Source organism: Winogradskya humida (assembly GCF_016862215.1).
Taxonomy (GTDB): domain Bacteria; phylum Actinomycetota; class Actinomycetes; order Mycobacteriales; family Micromonosporaceae; genus Actinoplanes; species Actinoplanes humidus.
This window is the reverse complement of record NZ_BOMN01000063.1, coordinates 51521-65885: the sequence shown is the minus strand read 5'-3', so window position 1 is coordinate 65885 and position 14365 is coordinate 51521. Positions and strand designations below refer to the sequence as shown.

Sequence of the window (14365 nt, the reverse complement as noted above, 5' to 3'; positions counted from 1 at the left end):
GGGCCGAGCGCAACCGCTGCGGCGGATCAGCGAATCAGCTGTTCCTAAAGGCGGCACAAGCCCGGCCGCAGGGAACGCCGGATTATCAGGGTCCAGGCCCTTCGGCGCTGGGAACCTGACGCGGTGAGCTCCCACTGGGTTACCACTTCAGCGGTCGTTGTGGTGCCGCCCGCGCGTGCATGTTTGCGAGCGCAGGGTGAGGCCGCCGAAAGTGGTGTCATCCCGCAAGGTTGAATGTTGCGCTGATCCCTGTTGAGGGACAACTTCATGCGGTGTCCGCTGCCTAGTGCGCAATGTTGTTCTTTCGCACATGACATACAAAGTTGGCGACCTCACTCTGCGTCCTGCTGAAGTCGCCCAGGGGAGCGGGTCGCCCCGCAATCGCTCATGCACCCCAGGCGAGTGCGGCCGGCTCAGCGGATCAGGCCGCGGGCGTAGGCGGCCTGGCCGGCGTGCTGGGTGTCGTCGTCGAGGATGCTGATCAGGCGGACGCCGAGGGTGACCGGGGGGTCCCAGGCGTCGTCGACCACGCGGTCGAGGTCCTTGTCGGTGAGGCCGGCCAGGTAGGTGGCGGTGCGGGCGTGCACTGCCTCGTAGTAGTCGATGAGGGCTTTGGCGCTGCGGGGGCGGACCTGGGTGACCTGGTTGGGGGAGTGGGCGTAGCCGGTGTCGGACGGGTCGGGTTTGAGGCCGAAGGTTGCGGCCCAGTCGCCCGTTGCGTAGAGCTGGTCGTCGCCCAGCAGGTCGGCGATGTGGCTGTCCTGGACGCGGGTGAGGTGCCAGATCAGCCAGCCGACCGGGTTGGCGCCCGGGGCCGGCGCCGTGGCCAGTTGCTCGGCGGTGAGGTCCTTGACGGCGCCCTTTACCAGGTCGGGGAGGCGGCCGTGGCTTTCGGCCAGGAGTTCGTTCGTCTTCATGGGGGAAGTGTTCCCCATTCTGGGACGACGAAGCTCCCGCACTCAGGGGGAGTGCGGGAGCTTCGGACGCTTGCGGAACTATTCGGAGGGCTGGGGTGCCGGTGCCAGTTCCTGCTGGGCGCCGCTGCCACTACCGCTGCTGTCCTGTTGCTGGGTGCCGTCCAGCTCCGACTGGTCGCCTGCGCCGCCGGTGGAATCCGGTTGCGGGGCGTCCGTGGTCGGCTCCGTGGTCGGGCCGTCCTCGGGGGCCGAGGAGGTCGCCGTGCTGGTCGGCTCCGCGCTGCTCGCCGTCGACGGGTCCTCGGCCGGGTCGGTGTCCTGCGCCGGGGCCTCGGAGGGTGCCGTCGACGTCTTCGTCGAGGGCGACTCGTCGTCGTTGGAGCTGCTGTTGTTCGACTTCGGCCACAGTGTGCCGCCGGTGGCCGTGCTGCCGGTCACCGAGGCCGAGAGCGGCTTCTTGGTGAACGCCTCGATGACGCTGATCGTGCCCATGGAGAGGACGAAGAGCACCGCAGCGGCGAGACCGATGTGGCCCCATCGGATCTTCTGGCGCGGCTTCACCGCCGGGACGGCGGCGTCTTCCACGACGGCGTCGTCGGGGACCGTGTGCGCCGGGTTGTCCTCCTCGGTGGCGGCGGCGACGGCTGGGGTGCCGATCGCTGCCGGGGCCCGGATGAACGTGGGCGCGACGGTCTGCAGCGTTTTCGTGCCGCGTTTGAGGGAGTTGTTGAAGATCTCCGTTCCGACGGAGCCGACCACACTGGCCAGCGCCGCTCCTGCCAGAGTGCCCGCGACTCCCAGGAAGGAGCCCAGCACCGCTGCGGCGATCGCAGCCAGGGTTCCGGCGACGACCTTGCTGATCTGGATACCGGACCACAGACGGTCCGGTGCTTGCTCGGTCATGTCCTCCTCACACAAAACTGTTGATTCGGTACGCGTCTGAAGCTTCAGCCTTTACCGATGCGCTCGGAGCTAAACCATCCACGGTCGGCCAGAGCTTCACGAAGCGGGCGCACGTGCACGCCCTCCGCGGCCATGCGCCGCCGGGCCAGCCGGCGTGTGCGCAGGATGCCCAGCACGCCGATGGCCATGAGAGCGTATTGCACGGACATGGCTACCTTGAAATCACTGATGTCGTAATCGGCACGTCCACCCGTGCGGGCGTCGAGGATCAGCCCCACGAGCTCGATGGTGATGAGCGACGCGACGAAGCCGCCGACGTTGACGATGCCGGTCGCCGTGCCGAGACGGTTGGGCGGGTTGAACGTGCGGGCGAACTCGAAGCCGATCATCGAGCCGGGGCCGCCCAATCCGAGCGCCACGACCAGGATCAGGAGCACGGCCATCGGCGCACGGCCGGGCCACGCGATCACCAGCCCCCAGCCCAGCGCGTTGCCGGCGACCACGCCGAGCACCACCCACGAACGGCGCAGCGGATGCTTCTGCACCACCACACCGATCAGCGGGCCGCCGACCATGCCGACGAGCACGAAGAGCGTGAGCAGGGTGCTGGCCGTGCCGCGGGACAGCCCCTCGCCCGCGATCAGGAACGGGTAGCCCCACATCAGCGCGAAGACAGTTCCCGTGAACTGGGTGGTGAAGTGGGTCCACAGGCCCAGGCGGGTGCCGGGGTGCTGCCAGGCCGAGCGCAGGTCCTGGCCGAGCTTGCGGGCGGACATCGCCGCGCCCGTGTTGACCCGGCGCTCCGGGGTGTCGTGCAACGCGACCAGCGCGAGGATGGCCACGAAGAGCCCGGTCGCGGCAGCGCTGACGAACGCGGTGGTCCAGCCCGGCCCGGCGAGCAGCGCGGCCAGCGGCACGGCGCTGAGCACCTGGCCCAGCTGCCCGACGATGCCGCTGAGCTGGTTGACCACCGGCACCCGTTTGGTCGGGAACCACTGCGGGACCAGCCGCAGCACGCTGATGAAAGTCATGGCATCGCCCGCGCCGACCAGCACCCGGGCGATCACCGCGCCGGTGAGCCCGTCGGCGAACGCCATCAGCAGCTGCCCGCTCGCCATGATCAGCGCGCCGGCGACGATCAGGCGCAGCGACCCGAACCGGTCGAGCAGCACCCCGACCGGCACCTGTAGCCCGGCGTAGACGAGCAGTTGCAGCACGGCGAACGAGGCGAGCGCGCCGGCGCCGATCCCGAAGCGCTGCTGCGCGTCGAGCCCGGCCACACCGAGCGAGGTGCGATGCAGGACCGCGACGACGTACGCAGACAGAGCGATTCCCCACACCGCCCATGCCCGGGCCCCGCCTCGCATGGTCATCCACTCCGTCCGCTCGCGTGCCTCCAACCTTTCTCCTGAACAGGGCCGGACGGCAACGAAACACGTCACAAACCGGGCGTGTGTCCCGTCACGGAAACGAAATACAGTCGGACCATGACGATGTTGAGCAGGGTGGCCGGCGCCGCCGCCGACAAGGCGCTGGGGCTGCCGACGAGCGCGGTGCCGTACGAGATCAGGAAAGACGTCGCGGTCACCATGCCGGACGGCATCTCCCTGCTCGCTAACCACTACGTCCCGGAGGGCCAGGAGAAACCGCTGCCCGTGGTCCTGATCCGGGTGCCCTACGGCCGGTCCGGGCTCTACGCGCAGATGTTCGCCGCACCCCTCGCCCGTCGCGGTTTCCAGGTGTTCATGCAGGCGACCCGGGGCACGTTCGGCTCCGGCGGCCAGTTCCGCCCGTTCACGACCGAGCGCGAGGACGGCCTGGCGACGCTGGCGTGGCTGCGCGAGCAGGCGTGGTGCGACGGCCGGATCGCGATGACCGGGGGTAGCTATTTCGGGCACACCCAGTGGGCGGTGGCGCCGTACGCCGACCCGCCGCTGGTCTGTGTCTCGCCGCACATCACGTCGTCCGAGGTGACGGGCACGTTGTTCTACAACCACGGCGCGCCGCAGATCCACACGGGGCTGACGTGGTCGTCGTCGATCGGCCGGCAGGAGCGGGGCGGTCTGCCCGATCCTCGGATGCGCGGCCGGGTGCACGCCGCGTTGCAACGGCTGCCGTTGCAGGCGGTTGATGTAGCGGTGGCGGGCGCCCCGGTGCCGTTCTGGCGGGACTTCGTCGCGCACTCCGAGCCGGGGGACAAGTTCTGGTCGGAGGCGAACCACAACGAGGCGGATTTCAGCCGGATGCCGCCGGTCAGCATGGTCACCGGCTGGTGGGACCTGTTCCTCGCCGGCACGATGACCGATTACACCGCGTTACGCGCCGCGGGAGTGCCCGCACGGATCGTGGTCGGCCCGTGGTTACACGGTGAGCCGGGTGAGCTGCGGATGGTTGCCAAGACGGATCTGGCGTGGCTGGATCACCATCTGCGTGGCGGGCCGCCGCCGGAGGACGCGGCGCCGGTACGGGTCTTCCTCCAGCAGGCCGACAGGTGGCTGGCGTTCGGCGAGTGGCCTCCGTTGCAAGCGAAAGAGCAGTCGTTCCACCTGGGCAAGGATGGCGGGCTGGCCGCGGAGCCCGAGGCGTCGGCGGCCCCGGGCACTTTTACCTACGACCCCGCGGACCCGACCCCGACGGTGGGCGGCCCGCTGCTGCAGCCGCCGGGCAAGCAGGCCGACAACGCCGTGGTCGAGCGGCGCGCCGACGTCCTGGTCTTCACCGGCCCGGCGCTGACGGCCGATCTGGATCTGGTCGGGCAGGTCAAGGCCCAGATCTATGTACGCACAGAGCTCCCGCACGCCGACGTCTTCGTCCGCCTCTGCGACGTCGACCCGAAGGGCGTCTCCCGCAACATCGTCGACGGCATCCGCCGCCTGGACCCACGCACCGTGCCCGCGGACGACGTCACGGAGGTCGCGGACGGCGTGCTGGCGGTGGACGTCGAGCTGTTCCCGACCGCCTACCGGGTCAAGGCCGGCCACCGGGTGCGCGTCCAGGTCAGCGGTGGTGCGTTCCCGCGTTACGCCCGCAACATGGGCACCGCGGAGCCGTTCGGCACGGCGACGCAGGGCCGTACCAACCGCTTCGAGGTCTTCCACGACGCCGATCACCCGTCGCGGGTGGTGCTCCCGGTCTTATCGGCCGCCGAGGGCTCGGAAGTGGGAAAGCCGGCCAGCCAGTCGAGCAGCTGACCGTTGACCGTGCCGGCCGCCTCCAGCTGCAGCCAGTGCCCGGCCGGCACGGTCACCTCGGTGAGATCCGGGCACGTCGCGCGCATGCCGGTGAGGATGGCCGGCGCGGTGAGGTCGATGACCGGGTCGTGGTCCGCGCCGATGAACAGCACCGGCAGGGTGAGCGGGCCGCCCGTGGCCGCATAGTCCGCGTTGGCGCGGTGGTTCAGGTAGTACGCGGTCGGAGCCGCGAATCCGTTGCGCTGGAACGCGTCGACCAGCTCGGCGAAGAGGTCCGGGGTCAGCACGGACTCGTCCAGCGGCAGGTCGGGCGCCCGGTCGGCACCGCGGAACCAGCCCCCGTCCGCGGTGGTCGTGGCCGTGGGCGCAGGACGGCTGCGCACCTTCGGATTGCCGCGCCGGAAAAGGGTCCGCACGGTGGCTGACGGGTCGGCCTCGAAGACCGCCGTCACCTGCGAAGGGAACCGCTCGTAGTAGGCCATGTAATCGAACTGCCCGTACGGATGGCTCTCGACGGGGTAGCGCTCCCGATCGACGAGCCCGACCAGCGCATCGAGCCCCAGCTCCACGGTCCCGAACGGCACCGCGAGCGTCGCCACGGCCCGGCAGCGTGAGGCGTGGTGCGCCGCGATGTTCCACACCGTCGGACTGCCCCAGTCATGACCGACCCAGACGGCGGGTGCGGCGCCGAGCCGATCGTGCAGCTCCAGCAGATCACCCACAACCTCTTCCTGACGGTACGCACTGGGCTCGTCGAACCCGGCCGACCCGCCGTACCCCCGCAGATCAGGCGCGACAACGTGGTAGCCCCGAGCCGCGAAGTAGTCCAGTTGCCGCACCCAGGTCCGGGCGATGCCGGGCCACCCGTGCACGAAGATGATCAGCGGCCCGCCGACCGGCCCGTCCTCCAGATACGCCAGCTGCGCCACGCTATCGGCCCCCTTCGATCAGCTCCTTCGCCAGATCGTAGGCGTCGGCGGCAGCCTGCCCGTCGTTGCGCGATGTCGACAGAGCGGTCGCGCCCTCGTACAGCAGAGCGAGCCTTCGCCCCAGCAACTCAGCGTCGGCAATGCCGGCCTCGGCGGCGGTGTCGGCCAGCCGTTGCCGGAACGCGTCCTTGTGCCGCGCGACCGTCTCGGCGATCTCGGACATCTCCCCGGCGGCCTCGACCGCGGCGTTGTGGAAAGGGCACCCGCGCACGGGCCGCCGGCCGCGCGTCTTCAACGTGGCGAAAACCTGGATCAACCGCTCGCGTGGTGCCAGGTCGGTGCGCGTCAGCTCCTGCTCGGCCGGCATCGGGGTTTCCGCGTCGAACCGTTCCAGGTACGCCGCCACCAGCGCGTTCTTGCTCGGGAAGTGCTGGTAGAAGGTACGCGTCGACACGTGCGCGACGTCCGTCAGCCGGGCGATCCCCGTGGCGTGGATGCCATCGGCGTAGAAGAGCTCGGCGGCGGCCGCCAGGATCCGCTCCCGCGCGCCACGGCCGCCGCGCGTACCCGTTGTTGCGTTCACAACAGAAGTATAGCGATCGTTGTACTTTCTCCGCCGGGCTGCGTTACCGTGCCGAAGGAAAGCGATCGCTTTACTTCTGGGAGAACCTGCATGAGCACAGAAACCGGGCGCAGCGAGCGGCCGTGGCTCGCCCTGGCCGCGGTCTGCCTGGGCGTGATGATGACCTTCGTCAACATCACCGCCACGGTCGGCTCGCTGTCGGCCATCCAGGCGGACCTGCACGCCTCCGCCACCACGATCGTGTGGGTGACCAGCGCCTACAGCCTGGTGGTCGCGGGCCTGACGCTGTCCATGGGCACGCTCGGGGACCTGCTCGGGCGGCGCCTGGTGTTCCTCGCCGGGATCGTCGTGCTGGGCGCCGGCAGCGTGCTGGCCTTCACCGCGCACAGCGCCGGGACGCTCATCGCGGCCGAGGCGGTGATGGGCGCGGGCGGCGCGATGATTCTGCCGACCAGCCTCACCATCGTCAGCCACAACTTCCCCGACCCGCACCAGCGCACCGAGGCGATCAGCATCTGGGCCGGTGCCTCCGGGCTCGGCCTGGCGGCGGGCCCGATCGTCGCCGGGGCGCTGCTCGAGGGCTTCTCGTGGCACAGCGTCTTCCTCGCCAACGCCGTGCTCGCGGTCGTCGTGCTGATCGTCACGCCGCTGCTGGTGGCCGAGAGCCGGCACCTCGGCCGTCGTCTCGACGTGCCCGGGCTGCTGCTGGCCACCACCACGGTGACCGCGCTGACCTACGCGATCATCGAGGGCGGGCACAACGGCATCGGCGCCGGCAGGGTCCTCGCGGCGCTGGCGGTCTTCGTGGTCGCGCTGGTGCTGTTCGTCGTCGTCGAGCTGCGCAGCGCGGATCCGATGCTCCAGCTGCGGTTGTTCCGGTCGGCGGCGTTCAGCACCGCGATGCTGGTCGCCGTGGCCGCGATGTTCGGCTTCGGTGGCGTCCCGCTGCTGGTCGTGCTCTATGTCCAGCGGGTTCAGGGAGCTTCGGCGCTGGACACCGGGTTCCAGCTGCTACCGCTCTTCGTCGTCTACATCGCCGTCAGTGCGGTCGCGGCCCGGCTGGCACGGCGTGTGGGGCTGCGCGTGATGCTCGGCGGCGGGCTCCTGATCACCGCGGCCGGCGCAGCGCTGTTGCTGATCACGCCCGCGCACCAGTCGTACGCTCATGTGTGGCCTGGTCTGGTGCTTTTCGGTCTTGGAGAGGGTCTGGTCCTGGCTCCGGTGACCGCCGCGGCCGTGGCCAGTGTCGGCGCTGAGCGGGCGGGCATGGCCAGTGCCGCGCTCAACATGTTCCGCCAGATCGGCAGCGTGCTCGGCACCAGCATCCTGGGCACGATCCTGACCAGCCACTTCGCGTCGAAGCTCGCGGAGGCCGAGGCGCCGCCGACCGCTTTCACGGAGTCGGTGCACCTCGGCTTCGCGGTCGCCGCGGTCGTCTTCGCGGTGGTGTCCGTCCCCGCCTGGCTGTACTCAGTGCGCAGAAAGGCTGTGCAGCGAGAGCAGGTGCCGGGTGAGCCAGCCGACCGTCTCGCGCAGGTACTCCGCCCGTGACGAGCGGTGCAGCAGCTCGTGGCCCTCGCCGGGGAAGAGCAGGTAGCGGTGCTCGACCCCGCGTTCGGCGAGGGCCTCGACGACCTGCTCGGCCTCGATGACCGGCACGTTGCTGTCGTTCTCCCCGTGCACCACCATCAGCGGCGCGCGGAGGTTGTCGATGCGGGTGATCGGGGACAGATCGCGCAGCAGGTCGGCGTCGAGGACCGGGTCGCCGTACTTCGAGACCGCCGCCGCCGCGATCCACGGCTCGGTGTGCTCGTAGAACGTGGCGAAGTTCGACATGCCGCACACGTCGATGCCCACCGCGAACAGCTCCGGGTAGGTCGTCAGCGCGGCGAGGGTCAGGTAGCCGCCGTACGAGCGGCCCATGCAACCCACCCGCTCCGGGTCGGTCACGCCGGTCGCGACCAGGTGCTCGACGCAGGACTTCACGTCGGCGATGGCGCCGTAGCGCAGGGCGCCGTTGTCCGCGTTGACGAAGCTGCGGCCGAAACCGGACGAGCCGCGCACGTTGGCCGCGAACACGGCGATGCCCCGGTCGACCAGTGACTGGAACAGCGGGCCGTGCCCGGGACGCTCCTGCGCCTCGGGCCCGCCGTGCAGCCAGAGCACCGTCGGGTGCGGGCCGGGGCCGAGCGGTTCGAAGAGCCAGCCGCTGATCTCCAGCCCGTCGTGCGAGGCGAAGCGGCGCAGCGTGGGATGGATCGCCTTCTCGACGACCTCGTCCACCGACACGGGCACCAGCCCGCCCGGCAGCGTCCAGGTCCACACGCCGTGCGGCTGACCGGGCCCCTCGGCGGTGAAGGCCAGCGTGCTGCCGTCCGCGCTCCACGCGGGCTGCGAAACGACCCAGCCGGGCAATTCCACCGGCATGCCGTCGACGGTCAGCGCGGACCGGCCGCCGTCGACGTTCCACAGCACGGCGAGCTTGGTGCCGTCCGAGGTGAGCGCGAAGGCCTCCACCTCGGCATCGTCCGACTCGGCCCGGAGGACGGACCCCTGCAGCAGGACCGGCCGCTCGCCGGCGTCGCTGCGTGCCCATACCGAGCCGTCGGGCCCGAAACAGGCCTGCTCGCCGCTCGTCACGTACTCGTCGACGCCCGTGGCCAGGTCGCGGACAGCGATGTAACGGCTGCCCCGCGGCCCCTGCCGCAACAGGGCGCGGGACCGGTCGGGGGAGACGTCGAAGAGGGAGACCAGCTCGCCGGTGGCGATGTCGGAGCGGGTGCCGTGCTCGGCGTCGACCAGCAGCGTGGTCGTGAGGTTCTCCGTGACCGCGAGCAGCGGGCGCCCCGGCAGCCAGCGCACGTTCTCCGCGCTGTCGGTGCCGAAACCCGCGACCTGGTGCAGCGCCGAGCCGTCCGGGCGGACCAGCCAGACCTCCGTGCGCGGGGCGCCGCCGGGCGCCAGCACGCAGGCCAGCCAGCCGCCGCCGGTGGACCAGTGGACCGAGACGACCGGTTCCTCGCCGGTGTCGACGAGGAACGTCAGCTCACTGCCGACCGGCTGCACCCACACCTTGGGGGAGCCGCTGCGGTCGGACACGTATGCCGCATGCCGGCCGTCGGGCGACAACGCCGGCGACCAGCTGCCCGACACTTCCGAAGGATAAGCACCCCTCGTCGCCCATCCAGCGGGCAGAACAGTGACGTCGACACGGTTGAGCTGACCGGTCATACGGGTCCTCCTTCGGTTGCTAGATCCCCTTGTCCTGCAGCCACATCTCGAGAAGAGCGAGCTGCCACAGCTGGTTCGCCCCGAGCTTCGTACGAGGAGTGTTCGGGTCTGCCAGGAGCGCGTCAACATACTCCGGGCGGAAAAGTGCTCGTTCACGGGCCGCTGGTGCGTGAAGCGCCTCGCGAACCATCTCCAGCATCGTGCCTTCCAGGTGCCGGATCCCCGGAACCGGGAAGTATCCCTTGGTCCGGTCGATCACCTCGTCGGGCACGACCCCGCGGGCGGCGTCCTTCAGCACGCCTTTTCCGCCCTGCGCGAGCTTCAACTCGGGCGGGCAGGCCGCCGCGAGCTCGACCAGCTCGTGGTCCAGGAACGGTACGCGTGCTTCGAGGCCCCAGTCCATCGTCATGTTGTCGACCCGTTTGACCGGATCGTCGACGAGCATCACCTGGGTGTCCAGCCGCAACGCCGCGTCGACCGAGGTCTCGGCGCCGGGCCGGGCAAAACTCGCCGCGACGAACTCCCTGCTCACGTCCGTGTCGATCAACCACTGCGGGTTCAGCTGGCGGGCCAGCTCACTGTGCGGACGATCAAAGAATTCCTGGGCGTACGCGTCCACAGCGCGATCACGCGGCACGTCGGCGAGCGGGGGGTACCAGCTGTAGCCGGCCAGGATCTCATCCGCGCCCTGCCCCGACTGCACGACCTTGACCTGCTTCGCGACGTCCTCGCTGAGCAGGTTGAAGGCGATCGCGTCATGGCTGACCATGGGCTCGCTCATCGCCGCGACCGTGCGGGCCACGGCGGGCAGGAAACGGTCCCGGCCGATCCGGATCTGGTGGTGCCGGGTGTCGAACTGCTTGGCGATGATGTCGGAGTAGGCGAACTCGTCGCCGCTCTCCCCGGCCGCCGGCTCGAACCCGATCGAGAACGTCGTCAGCCCACGCTGGCCCTGCTCGGCGAGCAGCGCCACGATGTACGACGAGTCGAGCCCGCCGGAGAGCAGCACCCCGACCGGCACGTCGGCGACCATCCGCCGCTCGACCGCGGTGCGCAGCGAGGCGTGGATCGCCTCGGCCCACTCCTTGCGGCCCGACGGCGTGGCGATCCGGGTGTGCGAGGCCTCCCAGTAGACGGTCTCGGTGGAGGTGCCGTCGCGCTGGATGATGCGTACGGTGGCCGGCGGCAGTTTCCGCACCCCCGTGACGATCGTGCGCGGCGCCGGGACGACCGAGTGGAACGTCATGTAGTGCTGCAGCGCGACCTTGTCGATCGAGGTGTCCACGTCACCGGCCGCGAGCAGCGACGGCAGGTTGGACGCGAAGCGCAGCCGCCCCGGGGTCTCCGCGAGGTAGAGCGGCTTGATGCCGAGCCGGTCACGGGCCAGCATCACCGTGCCGGTGGCGTGCTCGAGGATCGCGAAGGCGAACATCCCGAGGAAGTGCTGCACGCAGTCGGCGCCCCAGCGGTGGTACGCCTTGATGATCACTTCGGTGTCGGAGCTGGAGAAGAACGTGTAGCCGTACCCGCGCAGCTCCTCGCGAAGCTGCTGATAGTTGTAGATGCAGCCGTTGAAGACCAGGGTCAGCCCGAGCTGCTCGTCGACCATCGGCTGCGCGCCGGATGCGGACAGGTCGATGATCTGCAGCCGCCGGTGGCCGAGCGCGACCGGGCCCCGGTGCCAGAGGCCCTCGGCGTCCGGGCCGCGGTGCTCCAGGCAGGGCAGCATGCGGCGGACGGCCTCGGGGTCGGCCGTCCGGTCGTCGAACCTCAGTTCGCCGCCAATTCCGCACATAGTTTCTCAACCTCCACGGTTTCCGTTTCGGGGGTGTGTCCGGGTCGTGAAAGGGTTCACTCGCCCAGTAGCCAGGTGTCCTTCGAGCCGCCGCCGCGCGAGGAGTTGACGATCATGCTCCCGGCGGGGGCCACGCGGGTCAGGGCCGCGGGGGCGACCACCGATTCCCGGCCGGTGAAGACGAAGGCGCGCAGGTCGACGTGGCGCGGCGCGAGCTGGTGACCGTCGAAGACCGGAGCCGTCGACAGTTGCACCACCTCCTGCGCGACCCAGCGGTGCGGGGCCGTGCGGATCTGCCGGCGTACGGCGGCGATGTCCTCGGGGCTCGCGTGCGGCCCGATGACGATCCGGTCACCGCCATAGCCGTCGACCGGCTTGAGCACGAGCTCCTCGAGCCGGGCCAGCACCTCGACCCGCTGCTCCGGGATGCCGCAGAGGTACGTCCGCACGTCCTGCAACAGCGGCTTCTCACCCAGGTAGTACTCAATCATCTTGGGCACGTACGCGTACACGGCCTTGTCGTCGCCGATCCCGTTGCCCAGCGCATTGGCGAGCACGATCGTGTCGGCGTGCAGCGCGGTGACCAGGCTCGGCCCCAGCGGCATGCCGTCCGCGCCGGGGGAGTGGACCAGGCTGTCCTCGCCCATCCGCAGGTAGATGACGTCGACGCGGTGCTTGCGGCCGCTGACGATCCGGTAGACCCGGCCCTCGTCGACGAGCAGCTGGGTGCTGCGGACCAGCGGGATGCCCATCTCCTCGGCGAGCATCCGGTGCTCGAACCACGCGGAGTCGTCCGGGCCCTGGCTCAGCACCACGAGCTGCGGGTCGTCGCCGGCGGCCGGGCCGGCGGCGTCCAGCAGGGCCTGCTTGAGCAGCTGCGGGGTGCCTTCAGGGCTGAGCAGGTCGTCGGGGCGGGGCAGCTCCGGCAGGACGGACTCGGCGAGCCTGCGGTTCTGCATCGAATACGCGATGCCGGACGGCACCCGCAGGTTGTCCTCCAGCACGCGCCAGTTGCCCTCGCCGTCGAGCACGAGGTCGACACCTGCCACCTGGGCGCGCACGCCGGGCCGGTCGACCAGGGCACCGCTGGGACGCAGCTCGGGGGAGCCGTCGATGACCCATTCCGGCACCACACCGTCCTGGACCACCTGGCGTTCGGCGTACACGTCGTTGACGAACGCGTCGAGCGCCCGGACCCGCTGCACCAGGCCGGTGCGCAGCTCCTTCCAGTCGGCGGCCGGCACGATCCGCGGCACCAGGTCGAACGGGAAGAGCCGGGTCGCCGCCTCGCCGGCCACGCTGAACGTGATCCCGCGGGCGCGCTGCTCGTCGTCCTTGGCGTCCTCGCGGCGGCGCAGGCCGGCCGGTCCGAGTGCGCTCAGGACATTCAGGACTCCTTCGTACGCGGGAACGACGTCCCCGCCCGGGAAGGCCTCGTCGCCCGTGGAGGCGTACGGCGTGAGCCCGGCCGGAACCGTCTGGCCCCCGGGCCCGATGCCGGTGGCACCGCCCCGGGTGTCGGCGACCACGAGATCGACCACGTCGGAGAGCCGGCCGCGGCGGGCCATGGCACGGCGCTGGCGGGCCGCCGAGCTGCCCCGGCTGAGCGCCTGCACCGAGAGGTCGAAGACCTGCTCCCAGTCGCCGAGCTCCTCCAGCTGCGGGCGCAGATCGCCGACCAGGCGCTCCACGGCGACCGCGGCGGGCACCGGCACGGGCGAGCGCGGCAGGTCGAGCAGGTCGCCCTCCAGCCCGGAGCGGGCAGCGCGCCACATCGCCGCGCGGTGCAGCGGCGGACGGGTCACCACGAGCGGGCGCCCGGCCCGGTAGTCCTGCTGGGCACGCAGGACGAGACCACGGAAGAGCCCGGCGAGCAGCACGACGGTGTCGACGTCGGGGCTCGAGTCGGTGACCCGGAGCTCGACGGTGGGCAGGTGCGCCGACGGGCGTACATCGAAATAGACCATCTTGGGATCGCTGATCGTGCCGGACGCGATCAGATCGGCGACCAGCGCGTCGTGGTCGGCGGCGTCCTTGACGACGCCGCTGTCCCCGGCCGTGGGCCAGCGCATCCAGACCAGCGACCGGACGCTCGCGTAGCCGCTGTCCTCGCCCATCCAGTAGGGCGAGCTGGCGGAGATGCCGAGCAGCACCGGCAGCGCGGGGGCGACCCGCTGGGCGATGGAGACGGCCTCGTCGCGGTCGGCGATGCCGACGTGCACCTGGGCGCCGCAGATGAGCTGCTCACGGGCGAGCATCTGGTATTCGTCGACCATCCGCTGGTAACGCGAGGTCGGGGTGACCGGCAGCGAGTCGAGATCGACGATCGGCATCGTGCCCGCCGCGACCAGGCCGAGCCCGAGCGACTCGGCGACGCCGATGGCCCGCCGGCGCAGCGTCACGATCCCGTCGCGCAGCTCGTCCAGGCTCTGGGCGACCGGGGTGTTCGTCTCGACCACCGAGCGGTGCAGCTCCGCCGAGTAGTTGGCGGCGTCGAGCTGCTCCAGGATCTCGGGCGCGCGCGGCACCAGCTCACGGGTCTTGAGATCCACTACGTGGAGCTCCTCCTCGGCGCCGAGCGTGAGGTCGGTGCCGACCACGCCGCTACCGTCGCTCTCGCTGACCTTGAGTGACTCCGTCATGTTCCAGACCCCTAGCTGTCGCGCTCGCCGTCTCGGGCTTTCCCGGAGCCTTGTCAGCTCGTGTACCGAAGCTGTGACGTGCCCATTTCCGGTCAACGTCAAGCATGACGATCGTGACACCCTGCGCTGTGTTCGCAGGGGCGGTGCGCGCAACTGCTCGCGGGAGCGTGTTAA

The 14365-nt window shown here is 70.4% G+C and carries 10 protein-coding genes; 2 read left to right on the top strand and 8 right to left on the bottom strand.

Going from position 1 to position 14365, the window contains the following annotated elements:
* Positions 1-413: 413 nt before the first annotated feature.
* From Ahu01nite_RS25020 to Ahu01nite_RS25010, 3 genes are all read right to left on the bottom strand, one after another.
* Positions 414-917: a mycothiol transferase gene (locus tag Ahu01nite_RS25020; protein ID WP_203839058.1), complete on the bottom strand. Its 504-nt coding sequence runs from the start codon at positions 915-917 to the stop codon at positions 414-416.
* A gap of 78 nt (positions 918-995) precedes the next feature.
* Positions 996-1820 (bottom strand): hypothetical protein, encoded by an 825-nt coding sequence (locus Ahu01nite_RS25015; protein WP_203839057.1) that lies wholly within the window; start codon positions 1818-1820, stop codon positions 996-998.
* Positions 1821-1864: 44 nt separating this feature from the next.
* Positions 1865-3193, bottom strand: coding sequence for an MFS transporter (locus Ahu01nite_RS25010; RefSeq protein WP_203839056.1), 1329 nt, complete (start codon positions 3191-3193; stop codon positions 1865-1867).
* Between the two features lie 114 nt (positions 3194-3307).
* On the opposite strand from Ahu01nite_RS25010, the gene Ahu01nite_RS25005 reads away from it, so the two are divergent.
* Positions 3308-5011 carry a CocE/NonD family hydrolase gene (locus Ahu01nite_RS25005; RefSeq protein ID WP_203839055.1) on the top strand — a complete coding sequence of 568 codons (1704 nt, stop codon included), beginning with the start codon at positions 3308-3310 and terminating at the stop codon, positions 5009-5011.
* Here the strand turns inward: Ahu01nite_RS25005 and Ahu01nite_RS25000 are convergent.
* A complete protein-coding gene (locus Ahu01nite_RS25000; RefSeq protein ID WP_203839054.1) occupies positions 4927-5940 on the bottom strand; it encodes an alpha/beta hydrolase in 1014 nt (337 codons plus the stop codon). The two genes, Ahu01nite_RS25005 and Ahu01nite_RS25000, sit on opposite strands and share 85 nt — an antisense overlap.
* 1 nt (position 5941) lies before the next feature.
* Complete coding sequence (locus tag Ahu01nite_RS24995; RefSeq protein ID WP_203839053.1) at positions 5942-6523, bottom strand: TetR/AcrR family transcriptional regulator; 582 nt, start codon at positions 6521-6523, stop codon at positions 5942-5944.
* A gap of 90 nt (positions 6524-6613) precedes the next feature.
* Between Ahu01nite_RS24995 and Ahu01nite_RS24990 the strand changes: the two genes are divergently transcribed.
* A complete protein-coding gene (locus Ahu01nite_RS24990) occupies positions 6614-8074 on the top strand; it encodes an MFS transporter (RefSeq protein ID WP_203839052.1) in 1461 nt (486 codons plus the stop codon).
* On the opposite strand, the gene Ahu01nite_RS24985 is transcribed toward Ahu01nite_RS24990, so the two are convergent.
* From Ahu01nite_RS24985 to Ahu01nite_RS24975, 3 genes are all read right to left on the bottom strand, one after another.
* Complete coding sequence (locus Ahu01nite_RS24985; RefSeq protein WP_239159109.1) at positions 7994-9676, bottom strand: S9 family peptidase; 1683 nt, start codon at positions 9674-9676, stop codon at positions 7994-7996. The genes Ahu01nite_RS24990 and Ahu01nite_RS24985 overlap by 81 nt on opposite strands.
* A gap of 97 nt (positions 9677-9773) precedes the next feature.
* Positions 9774-11549, bottom strand: a complete 1776-nt coding sequence (locus Ahu01nite_RS24980; RefSeq protein ID WP_203839050.1) for an N-acetylglutaminylglutamine amidotransferase — start codon at positions 11547-11549, stop codon at positions 9774-9776.
* A 56-nt stretch (positions 11550-11605) separates the two neighbouring features.
* Positions 11606-14191 carry a carboxylate--amine ligase/circularly permuted type 2 ATP-grasp protein gene (locus Ahu01nite_RS24975; protein WP_203839049.1) on the bottom strand — a complete coding sequence of 862 codons (2586 nt, stop codon included), beginning with the start codon at positions 14189-14191 and terminating at the stop codon, positions 11606-11608.
* Positions 14192-14365: the final 174 nt, after the last annotated feature.

What these genes read in the sequence shown, in the direction of transcription:
- Ahu01nite_RS25020 (WP_203839058.1), bottom strand. Translation starts at nt 917, where the DNA reads ATGAAGACGAACGAACTCCTGGCCGAAAGCCACGGCCGCCTCCCCGAC.
- Ahu01nite_RS25015 (WP_203839057.1), bottom strand. Translation starts at nt 1,820, where the DNA reads ATGACCGAGCAAGCACCGGACCGTCTGTGGTCCGGTATCCAGATCAGC.
- Ahu01nite_RS25010 (WP_203839056.1), bottom strand. Translation starts at nt 3,193, where the DNA reads ATGACCATGCGAGGCGGGGCCCGGGCATGGGCGGTGTGGGGAATCGCT.
- Ahu01nite_RS25005 (WP_203839055.1), top strand. Translation starts at nt 3,308, where the DNA reads ATGACGATGTTGAGCAGGGTGGCCGGCGCCGCCGCCGACAAGGCGCTG.
- Ahu01nite_RS24990 (WP_203839052.1), top strand. Translation starts at nt 6,614, where the DNA reads ATGAGCACAGAAACCGGGCGCAGCGAGCGGCCGTGGCTCGCCCTGGCC.
- Ahu01nite_RS24980 (WP_203839050.1), bottom strand. Translation starts at nt 11,549, where the DNA reads ATGTGCGGAATTGGCGGCGAACTGAGGTTCGACGACCGGACGGCCGAC.
- Ahu01nite_RS24975 (WP_203839049.1), bottom strand. Translation starts at nt 14,191, where the DNA reads ATGACGGAGTCACTCAAGGTCAGCGAGAGCGACGGTAGCGGCGTGGTC.